The organism is Sinorhizobium alkalisoli (assembly GCF_008932245.1).
GTDB lineage: Bacteria > Pseudomonadota > Alphaproteobacteria > Rhizobiales > Rhizobiaceae > Sinorhizobium > Sinorhizobium alkalisoli.
Map to the genome: position 1 here is coordinate 2,298,697 of NZ_CP034909.1, position 24,127 is coordinate 2,322,823.

General features: G+C 61.4%; 24 protein-coding genes and 2 pseudogenes. 17 read left to right on the forward strand and 9 right to left on the reverse strand.

The window, feature by feature from the left end:
• The first annotated feature begins 144 nt into the window (after positions 1-144).
• Positions 145-1,530, forward strand: a complete 1,386-nt coding sequence (locus tag EKH55_RS11175; RefSeq protein ID WP_069461417.1) for an ATP-binding protein — start codon at positions 145-147, stop codon at positions 1,528-1,530.
• 115 nt (positions 1,531-1,645) lie between these two features.
• On the opposite strand, the gene EKH55_RS11180 is transcribed toward EKH55_RS11175, so the two are convergent.
• The gene (locus EKH55_RS11180) at positions 1,646-1,987 is read right to left on the reverse strand and encodes a tRNA-binding protein (protein WP_151611525.1); all 342 of its coding nucleotides are present in this window, start codon (positions 1,985-1,987) and stop codon (positions 1,646-1,648) included.
• Between the two features lie 149 nt (positions 1,988-2,136).
• Positions 2,137-3,036: a LysR family transcriptional regulator gene (locus tag EKH55_RS11185; RefSeq protein WP_225191286.1), complete on the reverse strand. Its 900-nt coding sequence runs from the start codon at positions 3,034-3,036 to the stop codon at positions 2,137-2,139.
• Between the two features lie 126 nt (positions 3,037-3,162).
• Here EKH55_RS11185 and EKH55_RS11190 point away from each other — a divergent pair, with 126 nt between their 5' ends.
• Complete coding sequence (locus tag EKH55_RS11190) at positions 3,163-3,345, forward strand: hypothetical protein (RefSeq protein WP_151611527.1); 183 nt, start codon at positions 3,163-3,165, stop codon at positions 3,343-3,345.
• A gap of 30 nt (positions 3,346-3,375) precedes the next feature.
• Here the strand turns inward: EKH55_RS11190 and proC are convergent, their stop codons facing one another.
• From proC to EKH55_RS11205, 3 genes are all read right to left on the reverse strand, one after another.
• Complete coding sequence (proC, locus tag EKH55_RS11195; protein WP_151611528.1) at positions 3,376-4,200, reverse strand: pyrroline-5-carboxylate reductase; 825 nt, start codon at positions 4,198-4,200, stop codon at positions 3,376-3,378.
• A gap of 1 nt (position 4,201) precedes the next feature.
• Positions 4,202-4,702: a type III secretion system chaperone family protein gene (locus EKH55_RS11200; protein ID WP_069461412.1), complete on the reverse strand. Its 501-nt coding sequence runs from the start codon at positions 4,700-4,702 to the stop codon at positions 4,202-4,204.
• Positions 4,703-5,229: 527 nt separating this feature from the next.
• Positions 5,230-5,490, reverse strand: coding sequence for an accessory factor UbiK family protein (locus EKH55_RS11205; RefSeq protein WP_069461411.1), 261 nt, complete (start codon positions 5,488-5,490; stop codon positions 5,230-5,232).
• Positions 5,491-5,668: 178 nt separating this feature from the next.
• Between EKH55_RS11205 and lgt the strand changes: the two genes are divergently transcribed.
• The 6 genes from lgt (at position 5,669) to EKH55_RS11235 (ending at position 12,077) form a co-directional block, all read left to right on the forward strand.
• Positions 5,669-6,514, forward strand: coding sequence for a prolipoprotein diacylglyceryl transferase (lgt, locus tag EKH55_RS11210; RefSeq protein WP_151611529.1), 846 nt, complete (start codon positions 5,669-5,671; stop codon positions 6,512-6,514).
• Positions 6,515-6,526: 12 nt separating this feature from the next.
• A complete protein-coding gene (locus EKH55_RS11215; RefSeq protein WP_151611530.1) occupies positions 6,527-7,630 on the forward strand; it encodes a class I SAM-dependent methyltransferase in 1,104 nt (367 codons plus the stop codon).
• Between the two features lie 295 nt (positions 7,631-7,925).
• Positions 7,926-8,720, forward strand: a complete 795-nt coding sequence (pgeF, locus tag EKH55_RS11220) for a peptidoglycan editing factor PgeF (RefSeq protein ID WP_151611531.1) — start codon at positions 7,926-7,928, stop codon at positions 8,718-8,720.
• 1 nt (position 8,721) lies between these two features.
• Positions 8,722-9,873, forward strand: a complete 1,152-nt coding sequence (locus EKH55_RS11225; RefSeq protein ID WP_069461407.1) for a M24 family metallopeptidase — start codon at positions 8,722-8,724, stop codon at positions 9,871-9,873.
• Positions 9,874-9,976: 103 nt separating this feature from the next.
• Positions 9,977-10,828 carry a hypothetical protein gene (locus EKH55_RS11230; RefSeq protein ID WP_151611979.1) on the forward strand — a complete coding sequence of 284 codons (852 nt, stop codon included), beginning with the start codon at positions 9,977-9,979 and terminating at the stop codon, positions 10,826-10,828.
• A 316-nt stretch (positions 10,829-11,144) separates the two neighbouring features.
• A complete protein-coding gene (locus EKH55_RS11235; protein WP_069461405.1) occupies positions 11,145-12,077 on the forward strand; it encodes a ribose-phosphate pyrophosphokinase in 933 nt (310 codons plus the stop codon).
• A 192-nt stretch (positions 12,078-12,269) separates the two neighbouring features.
• On the opposite strand, the gene EKH55_RS11240 is transcribed toward EKH55_RS11235, so the two are convergent.
• The 3 genes from EKH55_RS11240 to adh all read right to left on the reverse strand — a co-directional run bounded on the left by EKH55_RS11240 (position 12,270) and on the right by adh (position 16,548).
• Positions 12,270-14,063, reverse strand: coding sequence for a methyl-accepting chemotaxis protein (locus EKH55_RS11240; protein ID WP_069461404.1), 1,794 nt, complete (start codon positions 14,061-14,063; stop codon positions 12,270-12,272).
• A 496-nt stretch (positions 14,064-14,559) separates the two neighbouring features.
• The gene (locus tag EKH55_RS11245; protein ID WP_069461403.1) at positions 14,560-14,946 is read right to left on the reverse strand and encodes a DUF779 domain-containing protein; all 387 of its coding nucleotides are present in this window, start codon (positions 14,944-14,946) and stop codon (positions 14,560-14,562) included.
• A 93-nt stretch (positions 14,947-15,039) separates the two neighbouring features.
• Entirely contained in the window at positions 15,040-16,548 is a 1,509-nt protein-coding gene (gene adh / locus EKH55_RS11250) for an aldehyde dehydrogenase (protein ID WP_069461402.1), read from the reverse strand.
• A 429-nt stretch (positions 16,549-16,977) separates the two neighbouring features.
• On the opposite strand from adh, the gene EKH55_RS11255 reads away from it, so the two are divergent.
• The 8 genes and pseudogenes from EKH55_RS11255 (at position 16,978) to nhaA (ending at position 22,909) form a co-directional block, all read left to right on the forward strand.
• Positions 16,978-17,139 carry a Thivi_2564 family membrane protein gene (locus EKH55_RS11255; protein ID WP_086017997.1) on the forward strand — a complete coding sequence of 54 codons (162 nt, stop codon included), beginning with the start codon at positions 16,978-16,980 and terminating at the stop codon, positions 17,137-17,139.
• 522 nt (positions 17,140-17,661) lie between these two features.
• Positions 17,662-17,939: pseudogene (locus tag EKH55_RS11265) on the forward strand (co-chaperone GroES).
• A gap of 48 nt (positions 17,940-17,987) precedes the next feature.
• Positions 17,988-19,622 carry a chaperonin GroEL gene (gene groL / locus EKH55_RS11270; RefSeq protein WP_069461401.1) on the forward strand — a complete coding sequence of 545 codons (1,635 nt, stop codon included), beginning with the start codon at positions 17,988-17,990 and terminating at the stop codon, positions 19,620-19,622.
• Between the two features lie 61 nt (positions 19,623-19,683).
• On the forward strand, positions 19,684-19,914 hold the full coding sequence (locus tag EKH55_RS11275) for a hypothetical protein (RefSeq protein WP_069461400.1): 231 nt from the start codon (positions 19,684-19,686) through the stop codon (positions 19,912-19,914).
• 81 nt (positions 19,915-19,995) lie between these two features.
• Positions 19,996-20,181 (forward strand): hypothetical protein, encoded by a 186-nt coding sequence (locus EKH55_RS11280; RefSeq protein WP_245314854.1) that lies wholly within the window; start codon positions 19,996-19,998, stop codon positions 20,179-20,181.
• 265 nt (positions 20,182-20,446) lie between these two features.
• Positions 20,447-20,722 (forward strand): DUF1488 family protein, encoded by a 276-nt coding sequence (locus tag EKH55_RS11290; protein WP_069461398.1) that lies wholly within the window; start codon positions 20,447-20,449, stop codon positions 20,720-20,722.
• Positions 20,723-20,733: 11 nt separating this feature from the next.
• Complete coding sequence (locus tag EKH55_RS11295; RefSeq protein WP_151611532.1) at positions 20,734-21,546, forward strand: transglutaminase-like domain-containing protein; 813 nt, start codon at positions 20,734-20,736, stop codon at positions 21,544-21,546.
• Positions 21,547-21,597: 51 nt separating this feature from the next.
• Positions 21,598-22,909, forward strand: a pseudogene (gene nhaA / locus EKH55_RS11300) (Na+/H+ antiporter NhaA).
• Positions 22,910-22,957: 48 nt separating this feature from the next.
• Here nhaA and EKH55_RS29410 read toward each other — a convergent pair.
• The gene (locus tag EKH55_RS29410) at positions 22,958-23,395 is read right to left on the reverse strand and encodes a pyridoxamine 5'-phosphate oxidase family protein (RefSeq protein WP_069458199.1); all 438 of its coding nucleotides are present in this window, start codon (positions 23,393-23,395) and stop codon (positions 22,958-22,960) included.
• A gap of 268 nt (positions 23,396-23,663) precedes the next feature.
• Between EKH55_RS29410 and EKH55_RS29415 the strand changes: the two genes are divergently transcribed.
• Positions 23,664-23,987: a hypothetical protein gene (locus tag EKH55_RS29415; RefSeq protein ID WP_069458009.1), complete on the forward strand. Its 324-nt coding sequence runs from the start codon at positions 23,664-23,666 to the stop codon at positions 23,985-23,987.
• The last annotated feature ends 140 nt before the right edge of the window (positions 23,988-24,127 follow it).

The following is a 24,127-nucleotide window of genomic DNA, read 5'->3' on the forward strand; positions in this document are numbered from 1 at the left end:
CCGGTTCAAAACGGCGACAGCGTGGGAGAATGGCGGCTGCCTCCGGGCGAAAACCGCTCAACCGTAGGACGGGCTACGCTTTACTCGGCTTTCGCCCGTATCCAGCGCGCCTCAATCCCACGCAAGGCGCAAGGAGTGTGAATAATGCGGGCTAGCATCGACAGCCTCAAGCGGGAAAGGTCGAGCCCCGCCGACGGCGCCTGGAAGCGCCTCGCCCGCTGGCTGCGTCGTCGCCTGCCGATGGGGCTTTATGCCCGTTCGCTGCTGATCGTCGTCATTCCGATGGTCCTCCTGCAGTCGGTCGTCGCTTTCGTCTTCATGGAGCGGCACTGGCAGCTCGTAACGCAGCGTCTCTCTGCCGCGGTCACCAACGACATCGCTGCGATCGTGGACCTGATCACGACCTTTCCAAAGGATGGCGATATCAACGAGATCGTCCGCATCGCTGGGGAGCAGCTCGGTCTCAATATCAGCGTCGAGCCGGGCGGCGAACTGCCGCCGCCGCGCCCGAAGCCGTTCTTCGAAATTCTCGACCGGATTCTGAGCGAAGAGATCTCGAACCAGGTGCGGCTACCTTTCTGGATCGACACCGTCGGGAACTCGAAGATCGTCGAAATCCGGATCAGGCTCGAAGACGGCCGTATTCTCCGGATCTATGCCCGACGCAATCAGGCCTATGCATCGAACACCCATATCTTCCTCGTATGGATGGTGGGCGCGTCGCTGGTGCTGCTGACGATCGCCATTCTCTTTCTTCGCGGCCAAATCAGACCGATCCTGGCCTTGGCGAACGCCGCCGAGAGTTTCGGCAAGGGACAGAAGATCGACGATTTCGCACCTCGCGGCGCCGACGAGATCCGTCGCGCCGGCCTCGCCTTCATTCTGATGCGCGAACGCATCGAACGCCAGATCGAGCAGCGCACGGCGATGCTGACCGGCGTCAGCCACGATCTGCGCACGATTCTCACCCGCTTCAAACTGCAGCTTGCGCTCGCCGGCGACAGTCCCGACCTCGAAAACCTGAATCAGGACGTCGAGGACATGCAGAACATGCTCGAGGGCTATCTGGCCTTTGCCCGCGGCGAGGCGGAAGAGGATGTCGGCCAGTTGAAGCTCAGTGATCTCATGGCCCGCTTCACTGCGGAGGCGGAACTCTACGGTAAGAGCCTGACCACTTCGGTCGAGGGCCAGGACGAGATCCGTGTCCGGCCGAACGCCTTCACCCGGCTCCTCGCCAACCTCGTCTCCAACGCCTATCGATACGCCGACACGGTCCACATCGACGCGCGGCAGAGCCCAAAATGGCTTACAGTCATCGTCGACGACGACGGCCCCGGTATTCCGGAAACCGTGCGGGAGGACGTATTCAAGCCGTTCTTCCGGCTCGACGAGGCGCGCAATCTCGACAGTTCCGGTACTGGACTTGGGCTCGCCATCGCCCGCGACATCGCCCGCAGCCACGGTGGTAACGTGACGCTTGCGCAAAGCCCGCTCGGGGGCCTGCGGGCGACCGTACGCGTGCCAACCTGATGCGCTCTCCGCGCGCGGCAAATCAGCATTTGCACCGGCTAATGCAGTCGCATCGTCGATCTCATTCTATCTGTGCCTGTCGCAGATAGAATCAAATGGAATGTACATGGAGCTCTTACATCAGCCGTCTGCCGTTCGGCACCGGCCTCTCGGTTGCCGCAAGCACGATCGCACCGCCCTCATCCGCAAAGCCGAGGGTCAGGACTTCGGAACGAACCGGGCCGATCTGGCGCGGCGGGAAGTTAACCACTGCGAGCACCTGGCGGCCGACCAACTCCTCCGGTTCGTAATGCACGGTGATCTGCGCCGAGGATTTCTTGATGCCGATCTCCGGGCCGAAATCGATCTTCAGCTTGTAGGCGGGTTTGCGTGCCTCGGGAAACACTTCGGCTCCGACAACCGTACCGACCCGAATGTCAACGCGCTCGAAATCAGAAAATTCAATGGTTTCCGACATTGCAGTTCCTTGCGAAGAAAAGTTGGGGCTGCGCTCGGCTGACTGCCTCTCCGACCGGACCGATATGAATTGCAGGCGAGCGTTTGCGAGTCCGATAAGATGCGATGCTCCGCGGCGCAATCCGATTCGGACGATTTTGGAGAAGTTGGTTAGCCGGGCTCGCCATGGCTCTCCTCCCACGGCGGATGCGCAAATTCCCGGGCGAGAAAATCCACGAAGGCACGCACGCGCGGCGACAGGAAACGGCGATGCGGATAAACAACGCTGATCGGCTCGGCCTCCGTTCGGTTGCAGTCGGTGAGCACGGCTTGGAGGCGGCCATTCTGAATATCGGGGCCGACGAGTATTTCCGAAAGGCGCACGATACCAATGCCGGCGAGAGCCAGCCGTCGCAAGGCTTCGGTGCTGTTCGCCTCCACGGAACTGCGGATGCGAATTGTGCAGCGCCGGCCGCCTTCGTCGAATTCCCAGACGTTCAATCGGCCGCCGGATGTGATCCCCAGGCACCTGTGCCTTTCAAGATCGTCCGGTCGTTCGGGAACGCCACGACGCTCCAGATAGTCCGGCGAGGCGCAGATGACGCGCCGATTGGCCGCCAGTCGGCGCGTGATCAATGCGGAATCGCTTTGCGCCGCCACACGCACCGCCACATCCGCATCGCCGTTCATAAGGTCCGCGATCGCATCGGTGAAATCGAGCTCCAATTCGATCGCCGGATAGCGCTGGATGAAGGCCGAAAGCATCGGCACGATCAGGCGGTGGCCGAAGGCGCTCGGCAGGCTGACACGCAACCGACCGCGCGGCTCCGCACCCGGCTGGATTGCCAGCTCCGCCTCCTCGAGATCGCTCAGGATCCGGCGAGTGGCTTCCGCATAAGCGTGTCCCTCCGCCGTAAGGCTGATGCTGCGCGTCGAGCGCTGCAGTAGGCGCACGCCCAGCCGGCTCTCGAGCCGACCGACGATCTTGCTAACGGCGGATGGCGTCATCCTCAGCCGCCGCGCCGCCGCCGAAAAGTCCCCTTCCTCCACGACGGCGAGAAATACCGCCATGGTCTCCTGTCGCTCCATCGCATTTATTCCGAAACGTCACAGATGAGCGGAATGTAGCAAGGATTATCGGGCGCTTCCATGGAGACTATCGTCTCCTTTCGCAAACAATGATCGACGGTGAAACAGATGGACGAGCAGTTCGAAATATTCGACGGTCACGATCTCCATGCGGTGGCACGCCGCCAGCGCAGCGCTGCCATCCGCCTGACCTGCCTTCGGGCGGTCGGCTGGCTGGTGCAACTCGTGCTAAGACGAAACCGGAGCCTCGCCTCTGAACGCAGACAAGCTGCGGCGGGCCACGGCTGCTGAGCCCGGGCGACCACGATGCCCGGACAGTGTCTATTCGGAACTGGCCAATTCCTGGGCGCGGCTGCGCGCCGCGGCGATGGCCTTGTTGAAAAGCGGCTGCATGCCGTCATCCGCCATCAGTATGCCCAGGGCGGCAGCGGTCGTACCGCCGGGCGAGGTCACATTCTGGCGCAGGCGCGCGGCATCGTCGGAGGACTGGTACAGGAGTTCGCCAGCCCCCGCGACGGTTTCCCGCGCGAGCCGCATGGCAAGGTCCGCCTCGAGACCGAGCTTGCGCCCGGCCTCCGCCATGCACTCGACGAGATAGAAGACATAGGCCGGGCCGCTGCCCGAAACGGCGGTCACCGCATCGATATCGGCCTCGCTCGCAACCCATTCGACCGGACCGCTGACCTTCAACAGATCATGGACGAGGACCCGTTGCGCTTCCGTCACCCGAGCATTCGTAAACGCGCCGGTCACGCCGCGGCCGATCAGCGCCGGCGTATTCGGCATCGCCCGAACGATCGCCGCCTCGCCGAGGTGACGCTCGATGAAGGCGAGCGTCTTGCCGGCGGCAACGGAAATGATCACCGTCTCCGGACCGACGAGACTCCTGAGCGGCGGCAGGGCTGCATCCATGACCTGCGGCTTGATGGCCAGGAAGATCACGCCTGCCTTGACCCCATCCGGCACGGAGGTCGCGTGGCCCACGCCGTGGTCTGCAATGAGTTTGGCCATGACGGGAGGCGGGCCCGGATCGATTACGAGCACGTCGCTGCCGCGGACGCCGCTTTTCAGCCAGCCGCCGAGCATCGCACCGCCCATATTGCCGGCGCCGATGAGGACGATCGGACCTGAATGGGATGCCTGCATCTCACGCCTCTCCGACGGTTTCGAACATGACCGTGTCGATGGCGCGCTGGGCATCCATTCCTGACCAGACGACGAACTGGAAAGCCTGGTAATAGGACTCACAGGCATCGAGCGCACTCGATAGCAGCACCTCGACCTGCCGGTTCGTCGGCTCCGCACCACCGGCAAGCAACAGAGATTGCCGGAAGATGATGACCTCTTCTTGGCGCCAGAGATCAAAGTGGCCCATCAGCACCTGGCCATTGATGTGCGAGAGCAGCCGGATGACCTCGTTGACCCGGCCTTCGGGAACTTTGACGTCGAAAGCGCAGGCCAGGTGCAGCGCCTCGAATTCCTCCATCCAGGAAAAGGAAACGTGATAGTCGGCCCACCGGCCCTCGACCGTCATCGCGATCTCGTCCTCGCCGGATCTCTCGAAAGACCAGTCATTGTTGGCGGCAACGAATTCGATCATGTCGACCGGATTTGATTGGCGCTCGGCTTCCAGTTCCAAAAGGCTCATGCATCACCCTAAAGGCACGGCACGGGCGCGCAAGATCACGTTCACAAGACGCAACGCTTGAAAACCCACACCGGATACGGACACACTATGATTGCTGGACCTGCGACTATCCTGGCTTACTTACCCTGCCCGAAGCTTGCGTGGTCCGTTTCGAATCATCATTTAAAATCAGTGTATAGCGGCAGAGTCAGGCTGCCAGCCCCTTAGCCGAAAAATTGAAGGAAAGATCGGCTCAACCCGCTGTGATTTTGTTTTAGCGCCGAAGCTTAACCGACTCTGCGATAAGGCTTTTTTGCGAGTGTCCACAGGTGGAAAACTTTTCAGAATTCGTTAACGCGGAAATCCGGCAACACCCTGACGTTGTACGAGAACGCGTCGCCTTGACGCGTCGGCCCGAAAATCAGGGCCGATCCCATCGGCGCGAAGAGCCGCCGCATGAATGGAATGGGCGCTCGGGCGACCGACGATGACACGCGCGCCCGATGCGAGGCAGTCCGGCCGACCACCTCCTCATACCGCTTGCGAAATTACTTGCCCGTCTCTGCAAGGCGCGCTTCCAGCGCCGCGATGCGGGCGAGAAGCGCCTCGTTTTCGTCACGCGCCTTGGCGGCCATTTCCTTCACCGCCTCGAACTCCTCCCGCTTGACCACGTCGAGCGAGTTCAGCCAGCCTTCGGCCTGGGCGCGAAACGCTGCTTCCATTTCGCGGCGCACACCCTGAGCAGCGCCGGCGGCATCTGTCATCAGTTTGGCAAAATCATCGAGAATGCGGTTGGCGCCTGTGCTCATCGTCCTGATCTCCCTTTCGGTTCCGTGCGCGGATCCTTGGAATTCAGGTAGGGTCCTCGGGTGGAGGATGCAAGGAAAATAAACGGCGCGAAGCAGTCCGAGACCCCGCTCGCGGCTTGACCCGGTGAAGTTCGGTCGCCATGTTCCGCCAAGACATTCGGTCGCCAGAGAGTACACCTTGGAAACCATCGCCACTCGCCTCGCCATCCTCCCCTTTCCGGAGATCGACCCCGTCATCTTCACGATCGGGCCGCTCGCCGTGCGCTGGTACGGCCTCGCCTATGTGGCTGGCATTCTGCTCGGCTGGTTCTATGCCCGGCGCATCCTTCAGAGACCTGCCCTTTGGCGCAACGCCACGCCCGCCCTTACTCTGACGCAGCTCGATGATTTCCTCCTCTGGGCGGCCGGCGGTATCGTCCTCGGCGGGCGCCTCGGTTACATCCTGTTCTACGACATCGATGCCGTGCTCGATAACCCGATCCGGGCGATCGAGATCTGGAACGGCGGCATGTCGTTCCATGGCGGCCTTCTCGGCACCACGTTGGCGATGATCGTCTTCGCGCGCAAACATGCGATTGCTGTTTGGAGCCTGTTTGATCTCGTGGCCGCCGTGGTGCCGATCGGCCTCTTCTTCGGCCGCATCGCCAATTTCATCAATGGCGAACTCTGGGGCCGCCTGTCCTCCATGCCCTGGGCGGTCGTCTTTCCGACGGGAGGACCCTTCGCGCGCCACCCGAGCCAGCTATACGAAGCCGCGCTCGAGGGCTTCCTGCTTTTGGCGGTGCTTGCCTACTTCGTCTATCCCCGGAAGGCGCTGAAAAACCCCGGTCTCGTAACCGGCATCTTTACCTGCGGCTATGCGGCAAGCCGCATCTTCGTCGAATTCTTCCGCGAGCCGGACCCGCAGCTCGGTTATCTTTTCGGCGGCTGGCTGACCATGGGCATGCTTCTTTCCGCGCCCTTAGCGCTCGCCGGAATATGGGCAATCCTGCGTGCGCGCCGGGCCGCTGTCGCCGCCACTTGATTGGGCCGAGCCATGACCAACCCACTTGCGGACAAGATCAAGGCCTTGATCAGGGCCAGCGGGCCGATCAGCGTCACCGATTATTTCTCCCTCTGCCTCGCCGATCCCGAGCACGGCTATTACCGCGTGCGCGAGCCCTTCGGCGCCGCCGGCGACTTCACCACGGCGCCGGAGGTGAGCCAGCTCTTTGGCGAGATGATCGGCATTTTCCTGGTCCATGCCTGGCAGCAACATGGCTGCCCAAAGCCCGCGATGATCGCCGAAATCGGCCCGGGCCGCGGCACGATGATGGCGGATATCCTGCGCGTCGTCCGTCGCCTCGCTCCGGACCTCTACGAGACGGCAGGCATACACCTCGTCGAAACGAGCGAACGGCTGCGGGAGGTGCAGGCGACCACACTCTCCGCCCATGACGGCAGGATCCATTGGCATCAAAGTTTCGACAGCCTGCCGCCGGGCTTCCTGCTCCTCGCCGCCAACGAGCTTTTCGACGCCATCCCAATCCGCCAGTTCGTGCGCACGGCGCAAGGGTTCCGCGAGCGTATGGTCGGGCTCGACGGCGATGACCGGCTCGCGTTCGCCGCAGGCGTCGCCGGGATCGATCCATCACTCCTGCCGACGCCGGCGCAGTCGGTGGCCGAAGGCACGATCTTCGAGATCGCCCCGGCGCGCGATGCCGTGATGGCCGCTCTTTGCGAGCGTCTGCGCGCGGGAGGCGGCACCGCCGTCATCATCGACTACGGGCATCTGGCAACCAGCTATGGCGACACACTGCAGGCCGTGCGAAAGCACCGCTACGACCTGCCGCTTGCCCATCCGGGCCAGGCAGATCTCACCAGCCATGTCGATTTCGAACAGTTGGCGCATCGCGCCAGGGCGGAAGGCGTCCAGATCAACGGACTGGCCCATCAGGGCGACTTCCTCGTCGGCCTCGGCCTTCTGGAGCGCGCCGCCGCACTCGGGCGCGACAAGGACGGGGCCACGCGCGAAGGCATTCGCGACGATGTCGAACGTCTTGCCGGCGCCGGCGCCGGCAAGATGGGCGAGTTGTTCAAGGTCCTGGTCGTCAGCAGCCCGGAAGTGAGCTTGGCACCTTTCAAGAAGAAGGCCGCCTGACGTTTTTGATCCGAGAATCGGAACGGATTTCCGGAAAGCTCCACGCGCGTCTCAAAGCGTTATAGCGGCCTTTTGCGCGTTCGAAAGACGCACGGCGAACGCGACGGCCGGACTGCTCCCCGCAAGGGAATTGCCGTGGTCGCTTGCGTGCCATTCCGCCCCGCCGACGCCGTCCGACGATTGACAGTCTTGGCAGGCCGGGCCAACATCCAGGCAAATCAGCCGCGAGCCACGGGGCCGAAATAGCGCCTCAACTCCAACCTATCCTATTGACTCCAAAGGGCGAAAACACCGAATGCAGGACGACGCCTCGATTTCCCCCGTGCAAAGTCCGCTCCTTGGCGCCATGGCCGGCCGGGAGATCACGCATGGCTTTTTCACCCGCCAGGGCGGCGTCTCCGAAGGCATCTATCGCGGTCTCAATGTGGGCCTCGGCTCTAATGACGACCAGGCGCGCGTCGGCGAGAACCGCGCCCGGGTGGCCCGCTGGTTCGACACCGAGCCGCGGCGGCTTGCCACCGTTCACCAGATCCATTCACCCGACGCGATCGTCGTCAATGCGAGTTTCGACGGCATCCGACCCGATGCCGACGCGCTGGTGACGGCGACGCCCGGCATCGTGCTCGGCGTTCTTTCTGCCGATTGCGGACCCGTGCTTTTTGCGGATCCGGAAGCACGCATCATCGGCGCGGCCCATGCCGGCTGGAAAGGAACGCTTGGCGGTGTGCTTGAAAGCACGATCGCGGCCATGGTCTCGCTCGGCGCGCGCCGGAAGCGCATCGTCGCCTGCCTCGGCCCCTCGATCAGCCGCCAGCACTATGAGGTCGGACCCGAATTCGTCGAGCATTTCCTTGCGGCCGACGCGCGCCACGCATCGTTCTTCAGCCCCTCGGGCCGCAATGGGCACACCATGTTCGATCTGCCGGGGCTCACGATCGAGAAGCTGACGGAGGCCGGCGTGACGGCGGAAAACCTCGATATCTGTACCTATGCCGACGAGGGCCGCTTCTTCTCCTATCGCCGCACCACGCACCGGCAAGAGCCGGACTACGGACGCCAGATATCCGCGATTTGTCTACGGGAGGTTTGAGATGGCGCTTCACTTCGCCGAAGAGGAATATGCCAGCCGTCTGGCCCGGCTTACGGCCCGGATGCAGGAAGAAAAGCTCGATGCCTTGCTCCTCTTCGCGCAGGAAAGCATGTATTGGCTGACCGGCTACGACACCTTCGGTTATTGCTTTTTCCAGACGCTGGTCGTGAAACGCGACGGAGAGATGGTGCTGCTCACGCGTTCGGCCGATCTGCGGCAGGCGCGCCACACGTCGAATATCGAGCGGATCGAAATCTGGGTCGACCGCGTCAATGCCGATCCCGCCGGAGACCTGAAGAACCTGCTGAGCGAACTCGACCTGCTCGGCTCCCGTATCGGCGTCGAATATGATACGCACGGCATGACCGGAAAGACGGCGCGGCTCGTCGACAATCAACTTTCCACCTTCGGCGAGCTTGTCGATGCCTCGCTGCTCGTCAGCCGGCTGCGCCTGATCAAGAGCCCGGCGGAGATCGCCTATGTGGAGAAGGCGGCGAGCCTCGCCGACGACGCGCTGGACGCGGCGCTACCCCTGATCCGGCCCGGCGGCAGCGAGGCGGATATCCTCGCCGCGATGCAAGGTGCGGTCTTTGCCGGCGGCGGCGACTATCCGGCCAACGAGTTCATCATCGGCTCCGGTGCCGATGCGCTGCTCTGCCGCTACAAGGCCGGCCGGCGCACACTCGACGCCAATGACCAGCTGACGCTCGAATGGGCCGGTGTCAGTGCCCATTACCACGCGGCTATGATGCGCACGGTGGTGATCGGAGTGCCGACCAACCGCCATCGCGAACTCTACAGCGCCTGCCGCGAAACAATCCAGGCGATCGAAATGGTACTCCGGCCCGGCAATACCTTCGGAACCGTCTTCGACGTTCACTCGAGGATCATGGACGAGCGCGGCCTCGCCAGGCACCGGCTGAATGCTTGCGGCTATTCGCTTGGTGCCCGCTTCTCGCCGTCCTGGATGGAGCACCAGATGTTCCATATCGGCAATCCCCAGGAGATCGAACCCGACATGTCGCTCTTCGTGCACATGATCATCATGGACTCCGACAGCGGAACGGCCATGACGCTCGGCCAGACTTACCTGACGACGGCCGGTGAGCCACGCGCCCTCTCGCGCTTCGGCCTGGACTTCATTTCTGCGTAAGGAATTCGCCCTATGATCCCCGGCGAGAAATGAAGCGAAGTGCGGGCAGCGCGGTCTTCGGACTGCAACCCGCGCCAGAATTCAAGCCGGGACGGTAGGAATGATGCGAAAGCAGATCATGCCGATCGCAAGCCTTGGTCTTGCCGCGGCCCTTGCGGGCTGCAACACGACGGATGCTCTTATTCCACAGGTGGACGTCGGCGAAGGAAACTTCCACTCGCCGCCGGTGACGCAATCCGACCTCGATACCATGTCGGCGCAGACGGCGGTGATGCCGGTGGAAAGCGTGCCGCCAAGCCGCACGGCGGCCTTCTCTGCGCAGCCGCATGTCGCGGGCCCGCCGACGCAATCCGCGGCCGACTATGCCGATTACACGGATCCCGCCGGTACGCTGGAGGGCCAGGCAAATCGGCTTGCGCAAGGCGCAGCCCCAATTCAGACTACGCAGCCGCCTGTGCAGCAGCCGCAGAGCGAGCCGATTCCGCAGGAGTCTTCTCAACCGGCTCGTCAACCGTCTCGCACGGAAACGGCTGCGGCCGCGCCGGCAGAAAGCCAGCACGCCGCCGCATCGCCTACCGCTGGTTCCAGCGCGGGCAGCATCCGGTTCCTGCCGATCATCGGGGCGCCGGTTCAGGCGGTGACGCCGCTCTCCAGGCAACTCGGGGCCTCGGCCCGCGCGGAGGGGCTTGCCATCAAGAGCTCCGGCGATGCCACGAGCGACCATATCCTCAAGGGCTATTTCTCGGCGCTCCAGGATGGCGGCAAGACCACCGTGGTCTATGTCTGGGACGTTCTCGACGGCAGCGGCAATCGCCTGCACCGCATCCAGGGACAGGACACGGTCGCCGGAAGCGCGGCCGAGCCCTGGAGCGCAGTGCCGCCCGAGACGATGCAGGCAATCGCCGAAAGGACGATCAGCGCCTATCTCGAATGGCGTCGCTCCAGAGCGGGCTGAGAAAAGCGCCGCGCTTCCCACCCGCATCCCGCACCAAACTTGCTTAGCTCGATCATGTTCTACGGATTTAGGCCGGTCGGGCCAAATTCACCGTGATCCTGGCCAGCAGATTGCAAAGATTTTAGGATAACGACCCCTGCGGCGCAGCAATCCCCCTTGCATTCGACTTCAGGGACGCTAAAAAGCGGCCGATCAGTCTGACAGCGGCCGTCCGCAACGATTGCCCGCGATCGGAATGGCTCACGGAATCTGCGCGGAACAAGCCGTCCCGGACTGGCCCCGGATGGCGACCGCGCCAGCGCAAGGCGGACCGTCAATGAAGGTTTTCGCAGGCAATTCGAACCGGCTGCTGGCCGAAGCGATCTGCAATTATCTCAACCTGCCCCTCGGCAAAGCCACGGTCCGGCGCTTCGCCGACCAGGAGATCTTCGTCGAAATCGGCGAGAACGTGCGCGGCGAGGATGTGTTCATCATCCAGTCCACATCGTTCCCGACCAATGATCACCTGATGGAACTGCTCATCATGATCGATGCGGTTCGCCGCTCCTCCGCCCGGCGCATCACCGCCGTGCTTCCTTATTTCGGCTACGCCCGGCAGGATCGCAAACCCGGACCGCGCACCCCGATTTCCGCCAAGCTCGTCGCCAACCTGATCACCGAAGCCGGCGCCGACCGCGTTCTCACCCTCGATCTCCATGCCGGCCAGATCCAGGGCTTCTTCGACATCCCGACGGATAACCTCTATGCGGTCCCGATCCTCGCGCGCGACGTCAAGGAAAACTACAATCTCAACAATGTCATGGTCGTTTCACCGGACGTCGGCGGCGTCGTGCGTGCCCGCGCCCTTGCCAAGCGGCTCGACTGTCTGCTCGCGATCGTCGACAAGCGTCGCGATCGTCCTGGTGAATCGGAAGTCATGAACGTCATCGGCGAGGTCAGCGGCAAGGATTGCATCCTCATCGACGACATCGTCGATTCCGGCGGCACGCTCTGCAACGCTGCCGAAGCACTCCTGAAGAACGGCGCCATCAGTGTCACCGCCTACATCACCCACGGCGTCCTCTCCGGGGGCGCCGTCGCCCGCGTCACGTCGTCGATGCTGAAGGAACTGGTGATCACCGATTCCATCCAGCCGCCGACGGCGGTGCAATCGGCCCATAATATCCGCGTGATCTCCACCGCCGCCCTGCTCGGCGAAGCGATCAGCCGCACCAGCCAGGAAGAGTCGGTATCAAGCCTGTTCGACTGAGGCCGCACCTCGAGATCTGCAGCCGATCGCGAGCCGCGATCGGCTGATGACCTTTTTGTCTCACACGGATGAGGCCGCGGCTCGGGCAGACGTTGCGTTTCTTTCTTCCTGGCCTCGCGTGCTGTCAACGGGAGTGCCTCATGAGCAGTGGCGAAAGAGACCCATGCAGCACATCTGCCACCGCCAATTCCGTCAAAAAGACTCCCAACCGTCAGCCGTAACCGCAGCATTGCCGTGGAAGACCGCAGCCACCTTGGTTGCCATGACCCGCGCCGGGGAAGTGACGGGCTTCGAGGCGGGCGTTGCCTCGGCCGGTCGCGTCTGACGCAAAGCCGTGCTCACTCCAACATTGAACTGACCAAGCAGATCGAATAGCGCCTCGGCTTCCTTCGCAAGGCTGTGAGCCGCGGCCGTGGATTCTTCGACCATAGCTGCGTTCTGCTGCGTGCCCTGATCCATGGTGTTGACGGCCTGATTGATCTCCTTGATCCCGGTTGCCTGCTCTTTGGCTGCTTCGACGATCGCCTCGACATTGCCGTTGACCTGTTGGACCTGCGACACGATGGTGTTGAGCACCGTGCCCGTTTCGCCAACCAGCGCCACGCCGCTCTTAACGTGCGCGTTTGAATCGGTGATCAGATCCTTGATCTCCTTGGCGGCCTTGGCCGACCGCTGCGCCAGCTCGCGCACCTCCTGGGCAACGACGGCGAAGCCTTTTCCGGCATCGCCCGCGCGCGCCGCCTCGACCCCGGCATTGAGTGCAAGGAGATTGGTCTGGAAGGCGATCTCGTCGATGACGCCGATAATGTTGGAGATCTCCGACGACGAGCTTTCGATCTTGCCCATTGCCTCGATGGCACTGCGCACGACTGCGCCGGAATGCTCAGCATTTTCGCGAGTCTTGCGCACAAGCTGCCCCGCCTCTTCTGCACGGTGACTGGTATCGGCCACCGTCGTCGTGATCTCTTCTAGGGCGGCGGCCGTTTCTTCCACCGAGGCTGCTTGCTGCTCCGTCCGCTTCGACAGATCATCCGATGCCGATCGAATCTGCTGCGAGCCGGCGGCGATTGCGCCCGCATTCTCCGCCACCGCCTGCATTGTCGTGCGCAGCTTCTCCACCGCGGCGTTGAAGTCGATCCGGAGTTTTTCCAGCGTGGGAATGAATGGAGTACTCAGGTTCTGCGCCAGGTCACCGTTCGAGAGCCTGTTCAGGGCGGCTGCGAGTTGGTCGACATTGTTCACCCGAGCGGTAACGTCGGTCGCGAATTTGACGACCTTGAAAACCTTGCCGCTCATGTCGAAAATCGGGTTATAGGAGGCCTGGATGTAAACTCTTGTCCCACCTTTACCGATGCGCGTGAATTCGTCGGCGACGAATTCGCCGCCCGACAGGCGCTGCCAAAAGCGGTGATAATCCTCGCTTTTCGTATAGACGCTGTCACAGAACATCGAATGATGGCGGCCCTGGATTTCCGAGAGCTGATAGCCGAGCGTTGAGAGGAAGTTCTCGTTCGCGGTGAGGATTTCGCCGTTCGGCGTGAACTCGATGACGGCCTGGGCGCGCGATAGCGCGTCGAGCTTGCCGGCATCTTCGGCGCCCTTCAGTTTCTGCGCCGTGATGTCGGTCGCAAATTTGACGACCTTATACGGCTTGCCACCTCGGAAGACGGGATTGTAGGACGCTTCGATCCACACCTCTTTGCCGCCCTTGCCTATGCGCTTGTACTGACGCTGGTCGAACTCACCGCGATTGAGCCGGGCCCAGAACTCACGATAATCGGAGGACGAGGCTTCTGCAGGATCGACAAACATCCGATGATGCTGACCGACGATTTCCGAAGCCTCATAACCAAGGGCGCTACAGAAGTTGCGGTTCGCGGACAGTACCTTGCCGGTCATGTCGAATTCGATGATGGCCTGCGACTTGTTCATCGCAGACAGGACCGCCTTGGCATCTGAACCAAAGCCAAATGGAATTGCCTTCATGCTATTTCCTCCTTGTAAGCGAAGCGAGCCGTAACCGCTCCCGTCAATGCTGCTCCCGTCAATGCCGTTCGCGTACGCCGTTTCCCACCCACCGCAGGCCGGATCGAGAGGCCGGCACATCGATGTGAGCCAGGGCACCAGTGTTGTTTGTCGAATATGCAAGGATCTCGCGCCGCGAAACCGGCTGCCATCATGGCAGGCGGGACGATGGGTAGCCTCGCTGTCCCCAAACTGGGATGCGATGGTTTCCAAACAGTGAAGGAAAGAGTGTTTTATTCTAAAATTCTTATTTAGCGATAACTCAATTCTGCGAGGCATCCACTATACATGGAAATGGCAACGCATCGGCGCCTTATACGTGTTATTTTTTGGCTGGCGGGTCGACCTCGAAAGTCGTACCCGAGAAAGCGCGATGCGCAGAGTCAAGAGTGACGCCGATCTTTGTACGTGTGGAAGGACGCGCGGCGCCGCAGTCTCCGCACGCCACGCATGCGGACTATCTCTCCGTGCGAGGTAGTACTGCGCATGCCTCACCACCCCCGCCAAAGAGCCGCGAACGGGTGAGGAAGCGCTTCTCCCGTCCGTTGTCGAGCGAGAACATCCCGCCCCTGCCCGGCACCACGTCGATGATCAGTTGCGTGTGCTTCCACGCTTCGTATTGGCTTGCGCTGATATAGACCGGGACGCCGTCGATCTCGCCCAACTTCACGTCATGGCCTCCGACGATGTAATCGTCTGCCGGGTAGCACATCGGCGAAGAGCCGTCGCAGCAGCCGCCGGACTGATGAAACAGGATTTCCGGATAGTCCCGCCGGATCTCGCGGATGAGATCGATCGCCGCATCGGTCGCAAGCACCCGCGGCTCGCCATGGGTGTCCGTCATCAATTCTCTCCTTCCACAACGGCCGACAGGCCCCCGAAGGAAATCGGGGGCCCGCGGGGAGGATCCCCGGCGATCGCCGCCGGAGGGGAACGATCAGAAGAAGCCGAGCGCCTTCGGGCTGTAGCTCACCAGCATGTTCTTCGTCTGCTGGTAATGGTCGAGCATCATCTTGTGGGTCTCGCGGCCGATGCCCGACTGCTTGTAGCCGCCGAAGGCCGCGTGGGCCGGATAGGCATGGTAGCAATTGGTCCAGACACGGCCGGCCTGGATGTCGCGGCCGAAGCGATAGCAGCGGTTGGCATCGCGGCTCCAAACGCCGGCGCCGAGGCCATAGAGCGTGTCGTTGGCGATCGCCAGCGCCTCGTCCTCGGTCTTGAAGGTCGTCACGGATACGACCGGACCGAAGATTTCTTCCTGGAAGATGCGCATCCTGTTATGGCCACGAAACACCGTCGGCTTGACGTAATAGCCGCCGGCAAGCTCGCCTTCGAGCGCGTTGCGCCCGCCGCCGGTCAGCACCTCGGCGCCTTCCTGCTTGCCGATGTCGATATAGGAGAGGATTTTTTCGAGCTGTTCGCTTGACGCCTGCGCGCCGATCATCGTCGCTGGGTCGAGCGGATTGCCCTGCTGGATCGCCTCGACCCGCTTGATCGCCCGCTCCATGAAGCGGTCGTAGATGCTTTCCTGGATCAGCGCACGGCTCGGGCAGGTGCAAACCTCGCCCTGGTTGAGCGCAAACATGGCGAAGCCTTCGAGCGCCTTGTCGAAATAGTCGTCGTCCTCGTTCAACACGTCGGCGAAGAAGATGTTCGGCGACTTGCCTCCGAGTTCGAGCGTCACCGGGATGAGATTCTGGCTGGCATATTGCATGATCAGCCGGCCCGTGGTCGTCTCGCCGGTGAAGGCAATCTTGGCGATGCGCGGGCTGGTCGCCAGCGGCTTGCCCGCTTCGAGGCCGAAGCCGTTGACGATGTTGAGCACGCCCGGCGGCAGGAGGTCCGCGATGAGTTCGGCAAGCACGAGGATCGAGGCAGGCGTCTGCTCGGCCGGCTTCAGCACCACGCAGTTGCCGGCCGCAAGCGCCGGTGCCACCTTCCAGGCGGCCATCAGGATCGGGAAGTTCCACGGGATGATCTGGCCGACGACGCCGAGCGGCTCATGGAAATGATATGCGATCGTGTCGTGATCGATCTCGCCGATCGAGCCTTCCTGCGCGCGAATGCAGGCGGCAAAATAGCGGAAATGATCGATCGCCAGCGGAATGTCCGCCGCCATCGTCTCGCGAATCGGCTTGCCGTTGTCGAAGGACTCGGCCCGCGCAAGGAGTTCCAGATTGTCCTCCATCCGCGCCGCGACCTTCATGAGGATATTGGAGCGTTCGGTGGTCGAGGTTCGGCCCCATTTCTCCTTCGCCGCATGGGCGGCATCGAGGGCCAGTTCGACGTCGGCCGCATCCGAACGGGCGACCTGGCAAATCACACCGCCGGTGATCGGCGTCGTATTATCGAAATAGCGACCGGAGACCGGCTCGCGCCATTCACCCCCGATGAAGTTTCCGTATTTGGCCTTGAACGGGCTCTCGACGATCTTCTGATGCAGCATGACTTCCTCCCTTGAAAAAGAACAGCACTCGGATTGCTGTGGACGGCAGGGTGAGGCCGAATGCCGAATTTCGATAGAGCCCGGCCGCAGCCGGAAACGCCATCTGTTTCAGAATTGCGACAGGTAGAGCGCAGCGCGCTGAAAGTCCGCTAAACAACGCTAATAGGGAACGAAGCCCGAACCGCGTCACGTTGCCCGCCGCTTCATCGACAGGATCAGCGGCTTTCTGCCAGTCACGTTTGCGGCTCGATCCAAAGAGAGTCGCCAGCGTCCACACGATCCGGTAAACGGCGGCCGGGATGCCTATCCCGCGCCGATGGGACCGGCGCGAGCGCTCTGTGTCGCGCCCACGCCGCCCTTCCCTTTATAGCACTCAGCCATATTTACACCTTCACTGCCGGAAGGCGGTTTCTTCAAGAGGCCTGGGGCATGTCCATCATAATCAGCATCCTGATCACGGTCCTTGTCATCGCCTTGGTGCTGTACCTAGTGCAAAAACTTCCGATTGACTCGACGATGAAGCAGATGGCTCAGATCGTCGTTGTAGTCGTCGGCATCGTCTCGTTGCTCAGCTCGCTAAACGTATTTTGATTAAGGCCTGCCACTACTCGACCCAGCCGACGCCACCGGCCGGGAGTGCTCTCAGCCCGCTTTCCCGCCATTCCGGTGCGGATTGGACGAAGGCGTCAACATACCTGCGCGCCAGCCGGACTTGAAATCGCAAGAGGCTCGTTGTCGAACTGCTCATTCCGGTCCTTGGTCGCTCTTGCCCGCCGCCTCCATCCGCGTCATCGCCACTCCTGCCTTGAGTTTCCCTGCGCAGCGGTTTTTCGACTGCGCCGCCTTGATTATCCCGTTCTCCAAGCGAAGGCGTGATCAAGGTTCTCCCAAGAAGTCATGTTAACAAATTCTTAGCTTAGGAAAATAATAAATGTAGTACAGTATAATCATTGGGACGTACGGCGGTATTGCTCAGATTTGTTGGCTTATATTTTCCAACATTTTTCCTTGTATAAATAATATTTCTTGGCGCTCCTATCAATTGAGCGCCAAAGGTGCTATGTAAGGATTGCTGTCGCCCTATGCGCCGACCGTAGAAAGAATCTCTATGAAATGCGCCCACTCCATGACCGCGTCGGCATCCGGCGCGCGGAATCCAAGGGCGGGATCATCATTGACATTGCCAAGGAAAAGTCGCGGGGAGGCGAATTGATCGCCGTTGGTTCAGGCACGCGTGATGAAGGCGGCAAGCTGATTCCGCTCGACGTTACGGCCGGTGATACGATCCTGTTCGGCAAATGGTCCGGCACCGAGTGAAGATCGACGGCGAGGAACTGATCATGAACGAGGCCGACCTCATGGGCATCGTCGAAAAGACCGTCGCTGCCTGACGGTCGATTTCCGACCCCGCAATCTCAAGACCGAACTGGACGAACATAATGTCTGCCAAGGAAATCAAATTCTCCACTGATGCGCGCGATCGCATGCTGCGCGGTGTCGAGTTGCTCAACAACGCCGTGAAGGTGACGCTGGGTCCCAAGGGCCGCAATGTGGTCATCGACAAGGCCTATGGCGCGCCGCGCATTACCAAGGACGGCGTCGCCGTTGCCAAGGAAATCGAACTGCCCGACAAGTTCGAGAACATGGGCGCGCAGATGGTGCGTGAGGTGGCCTCTAAGACAAACGACCTCGCCGGTGACGGCACCACGACGGCGACTGTGCTCGCTGCCTCCATCCTGCGCGAAGGCGCCAAGCTCGTCGCCGCCGGCATGAACCCCATGGATCTCAAGCGTGGCATCGACCTTGGTGTCGCTGTCGTCGTCAAGGAAATCCGGGCGCGCGCCAAGGAGGTCAAGTCCTCGGGCGAGATTGCCCAAGTCGGCACCATCGCCGCCAACGGCGACGCGACAGTCGGCGAGATGATCGCCAAGGCGATGGACAAGGTCGGCAATGAAGGCGCCATCACCGTCGAGGAAGCCAAGACTGCCGAGACCGCACTCGACGTTGTCGAGGGCATGCAATTCGACCGCGGCTATCTCTCGCCCTATTTCGTCACCAATGCCGAGAAGATGCGCGTGGAATTGGAGGACCCCTACATCCTCATCCACGAAAAGAAGCTTGGCAATTTGCAAGCGATGCTGCCGATACTCGAGGCGGTCGTGCAGAGCGGCAAACCGTTGCTGATCCTCTCCGAGGATGTCGAGGGCGAAGTTCTGGCGACGCTGGTCGTAAACAAGTTGCGCGGTGGCCTAAAGGTCGCAGCCGTAAAGGCGCCGGGCTTCGGCGACCGCCGCAGGGCCATACTGGAAGACATTGCCGTCCTCACGGCCGGCCAGATGATCTCCGAGGATCTCGGCATCAAGCTCGAGAACGTCATACTCGACATGCTCGGCCACGCCAAGCGCGTGCTGATCGAGAAGGATACCACCACGATCGTCGACGGTTCCGGCGATAAAGCGACCATCCAGGCGCGCATCCAGCAGATCAAGGCACAGATCGAGGAGACGACCTCCGACTATGATAAGGAAAAACTGCAGGAACGCCTGGCGAAACTCGCCGGCGGCGTCGCGGTAATCCGCGTCGGCGGCGCGACGGAAATCGAGGTCAAGGAAAAGAAGGACCGCATCGACGATGCGCTGAACGCCACGCGTGCCGCGGCTGAGGAAGGCATTGTTCCTGGCGGTGGTGTTGCCCTGTTGCGCGCCAGGTCGGTCCTGGTCGGATTGACCGGAGCGAATGCGGACGTCACGGCCGGCATCTCGATTGTGCTCAGGGCGCTTGAAACCCCGATCCGGCAGATCGCCGAGAACGCCGGTGTCGAAGGCTCGATCGTCGTGGGAAAACTCACCGACAGCAGGGATTACAACCGGGGCTTTGACGCGCAGACGGAGACCTATGTCGATATGATCAAAGCCGGCATCGTCGACCCGGCTAAGGTCGTGCGCACCGCTTTGCAGGACGCCGGCTCAATCGCGGCACTTCTGATCACTGCCGAAGCGATGATCGCCGACATTCCCTCAAGAGAATCTGCCCGGCCGGCCGGTAACGGCGGCATGGGCGGGATGGGATATTGAGAACAGTGCCTGAGCGGCGTTGGTGCACGGATGACCTGGTAAACCGATTTGAGGCCCACATATGCGAAACGCCTTGATTTTGCTGGGCAGCCAATTGGCTTCGCGGCGTCAGAGGCCGCCATTCACCAAAAACGACGACGAAGGTCACGAGGGGGTCACGACGCAGGACGGGCTCGAACCGGTGCCTATGTCGTCCGCCGATGAAGGCGCCACGCTCATCGAAAGGACGTTCGGCAACCAGATCAAGCCCGCTGCGAACGGCAGCGCCTCGCTCGACAAGGGCGATAAATGACAGAACCCCTCTGTCCAACGGAAAGGATGGCGACGAAGTTCGTGATTGCGTTCTACCGTGTTCGGGATGCGGACGACGCGCATGCGATCGTCGGTCCGCGAAACCGCGGAAGCTGCCGATTTCGACGAGGCGACAGAGATTGCGCGGGAGCTCTTGCGGACGCTCGACATGCCGCAGCGTCCGGACGTCGTCGAAGGTGATGGAAACACGATCCATTCAAGCAGGTTCAACACCATCGAAAATCTTGATGAAAGGCCACAACCGTGAACGCCCACAGCAATGAAACTGAAGCAGGGCGAAATGCGCTTGCGATCAGCATCTGGGAAAATGAAGGTGGGACGCCAGCGCCCGACACAATGGATGATCAATGCGGCCGCCGCATCGATGCGGATCGCTCCTGGGCGGTCTATCACGTGTTCACAGGCGCACCGGCGCGTGTCGGCGGCAACCTTCGCAATATAGAGCGCCGGATAAAACGGATCAGGCTATCGGCACCCGCGCGGTCCGCGTCCGAAACAGAGGCGCGCTGATTATGACGCTGTCATTTCCGAATCCGAGCCGCAGCCTCGATGAAACAAGAAACGCCGTCCGTTTCATCGGCCATGACGGTATGTTCGAGGTGCGGTTCTTCGTCGAGGCCGAGGCGCTCATGATAGCGGATGCCGAATTGGGCAGGTCGGAAATCTCGGAATTAAAGCTCCTTTCTGCTTTTGACGCGTTGCGTCCGTCCATCTACGATGTCGCACGCAAGGCCTATTCCAGTGGCCGCCACGATTCCTACACACTGACCGCCGCTGATTTCCGCTAGGATGGATCCAGATGCTGATCCGCTACGGCTATGAGATCACGCTGAACTGCCAGCAACCGACCGCGTTGGTGTGCCTGTTGTCGGTCCACGAGGATCGCGCGGCCGATATCCGCGTTCCTGAAACGACATTCACCGCCCCCGATGTGCCGACATCGACCTATCGCGATCTCTTCGGCAACCGATGTCGGCGGCTTGTCGCACCGGCGGGTGACCTGACGATATGGGGGGATGCCACGATCGAGGACGACGGCAAGCCGGACAACGTGCTGCCAGCCGCCCAGGAACTCCCAGTGCCGGAGTTGCCGGACGATTGCCTCGCCTACCTCATGGGCAGCCGCTATTGCGAGACCGACCGTCTCAGCCAGAGCGCCTGGGACATGTTCGGCGCGGTCACGCCCGGTTGGGGGCGTGTGCAAGCGATCTGCGATTTCGTTCACGACCATATCCGTTTCGACTACATGCAGGCCCGATCGACGCGGACCGCCTTCGAAGTCTTTCATGAGCGCGTTGGTGTCTGCCGCGACTTCGCGCATCTTGCGGTCACCCTTTGCCGCTGTCTCAACATTCCCGCACGCTATATCAACGGTCATCTCGGCGACATCGGCGTCCCGGTCGTCGACCCGATGGATTTCAGTGCCTGGATGGAGGTCTTCCTGGACGATGGATGGCACACGTTCGATCCGCGCAACAATACGCCGCGTGTCGGCAGGATCGTGGTTGCACGCGGCCGTGACGCGGCCGACGTCCCCCTCATCAACTCGTTCGGGCCGCACGTCCTGAAGTCGTTCCGGGTGTGGACTTATGAGGTGCCGGCCTTGCAATAGCCACTGGAAACATTTGCGAGTCGCGATCAAAACGCAGGAGTGGTTCACGGCATGAACGACAGCCTCTCACGGCTTCCCAGGGAACCGGCAGATCGGCTCACCAAGCCGTTCATGCGATTCCTCCGCATCGAGGCTACGGCGGGCATTATCCTTTTGCTCAGCGCACTTTTGGCGCTAGGCCTCGCAAACACTGCTTGGTCGTCGTCGTTTCTCGCCTTTTGGGAGATGCCCGCGGGTGCCAGAGTTGGTGACATCGAGATCTATCGTTCGCTGAAGCACTGGATCAACGACGGACTGATGACGCTCTTTTTCTTCGTCATCGCCCTTGAGCTGAAACGCGAGCTGGTGCTGGGGGAGCTGCGCAATCCGCGCATAGCCGCTCTCCCCGTCGCCGCTGCTCTCGGCGGGATGGCGGTGCCGGCCGGTCTGTTCTCGTTGCTGGTCGGCGGCGGGCCGGGTGCGAGCGGCTGGAGCACCGTGATGTCTACCGATACGGCCTTCCTCATCGGGTGCCTTGCGGTGCTTGGTTCGCGCATACCAGGCCGCTTGCGGCTGTTCCTGCTCTCTTGCGATCTTCGACGATGTCGGCGCCATCCTGGTCGTGGCGATCGGCTATGGCGAAGCCTTGAATTGGGTCGCACTCGCAACCGCCATTCTCGGGCTTGCTGTCGTCGCAGGGATCGCGCGCCTGGGCATCCGCAGCATTCCGGTGTATTTCGTGATAGGCGGCGGCATCTGGCTGGCATTCGACGCATCGGGCGTCCATGCGACGCTCACCGGAGTGATTCTTGGATTAATGACGCCGGCGCGGAGGTGGATAAGCGACACACGCCTCCACGCGATACTCGACCGGGTGAGCGCCTATCCGCCCGGCGACCATTGGAGCCGCGACACGGCGGCACGCAACGACCTCCATCGGGCAGGCGTCGCGACCCGCGAAGCACTGTCGCCGATCGAGCGTCTCGAGATCGCTCTCCATCCCTGGGTTGCATTTGTGATCATGCCGCTTTTTGCGGTCACCAACGCGGGCGTTCCGATCGCGGATGCAAACTTCGACCTTCCCCTCACGATCGCAATTGTCGCCGCCTTCGTGATCGGCAAGCCCGTTGGCATTGTGCTCTTCAGTGTTCTCGCCGTGAAACTCCGCTTCGGGGCTCGTCCAGACGATCTCCCGTGGAGCCTGCTGGCAGCCGGAAGCCTGCTGACCGGGATCGGCTTCACCATGGCCCTGTTCATTGCCGAACTTGCTTTCGAGCTCGAGCTACTGAACTCCGTCAAGCTCGGCGTTCTCGGCGCTTCCGTCGTCTCGGCAGCACTCGGTCTTCTGGCGTTGACCTGGCTGACGTCTCCTGGAAGACGGTAGTCCGCGATCCGGTTTAAGGCATTCGCTGACTAGCAGCCTGGCAACGAACTAACTCGCAAGCGCTTCACGGCCCGTCACTTTGTCCATGCTGATGGCGAAAAAAATGGGAAGGTATCCGGGTGGCTTCTCATCCGCGCCCCAGTTAAGGGCACCTGGCTCCCACCAATCATTGTAGACGTTCAGTATGCCCCACGCGTGCTTCTTCTCCGTCCCTTCGTGGAATTCGCGGTACCTGCCCTCGATGATTACGCATTTCCATCGGTGCTGATCAGTGGAATGTTCGATCTCGACGCAGACAAGCGGATTGCTCCGCATGAATTCAATCTTTCTTCCCGGCATCGAAAAACTGAAAATTTGGCCCTCTGCTCGGATATAATATATCGGCACAACATAAGGTTGATTGTCACGGCAACATCCAAGCCGGGCCACGCGCTGCTCGGAGATGAGTATGCTGCATTCACTGGGTAGCATTTCGCGCAATCTCATTGGCGTTGCTCCGTCCAGATCTCTTGTTCGGTCGACGTCCTCGATGCTTGCGGATGACCGCAATCTACTCTTAATCGTAGCACGGGATGGCATGCGCGGGTGCCATAAAACGTCGGATTCGCGCGTGTGGATCGGTTTCCCTTCGGAGGTGATAATTGATTGCAATTCTCTCGGAAGGGTCCATGCTGTGATTAAGACCAAACCTTCTAGCGCACGCCTCACGGTCCCGCGGAGTTCCGCCGAGATGCCCCAATTAAAGGAGGGCAGCATGTCTTCCGCCTTGACCCAGCAATACCTTACCTCGCTCAACATCAAGATGTTGAAGCGTGTGCTTGACACAACAGGACTGTTTGACGTCGATAGCGCTTGGCACCGAGAAAAAAGGCAGGATGCGGCGAGATATCTCATCACAGCTTTCCAGGATGGCGTTCATTCGGAGGCGGCGCTTTCAGCCTCGCTCATGCGCCAGATCAAGGTGTTTTCCTCGCCTTCTTCGCCTATTTCGATCGCCGATCCGCTTCAAAAAGAGGATGAGAGGCGTTGGGAGAACGAAGGCGGCGGCATGGCTAGACACCACCAGCTCGCATTTTGATCAATGATTAAGTTGGGAGCCAAATCTGGCCGGAGAAAATCAGGGATTGTATCAAGCGATCGACAGCCAACCGTTGTTAAGCGGCGCCGGGAGGAAGCGGCGTGGAGCGTGGTGCCGGAACCGCTTGCGAGGGATCAGCC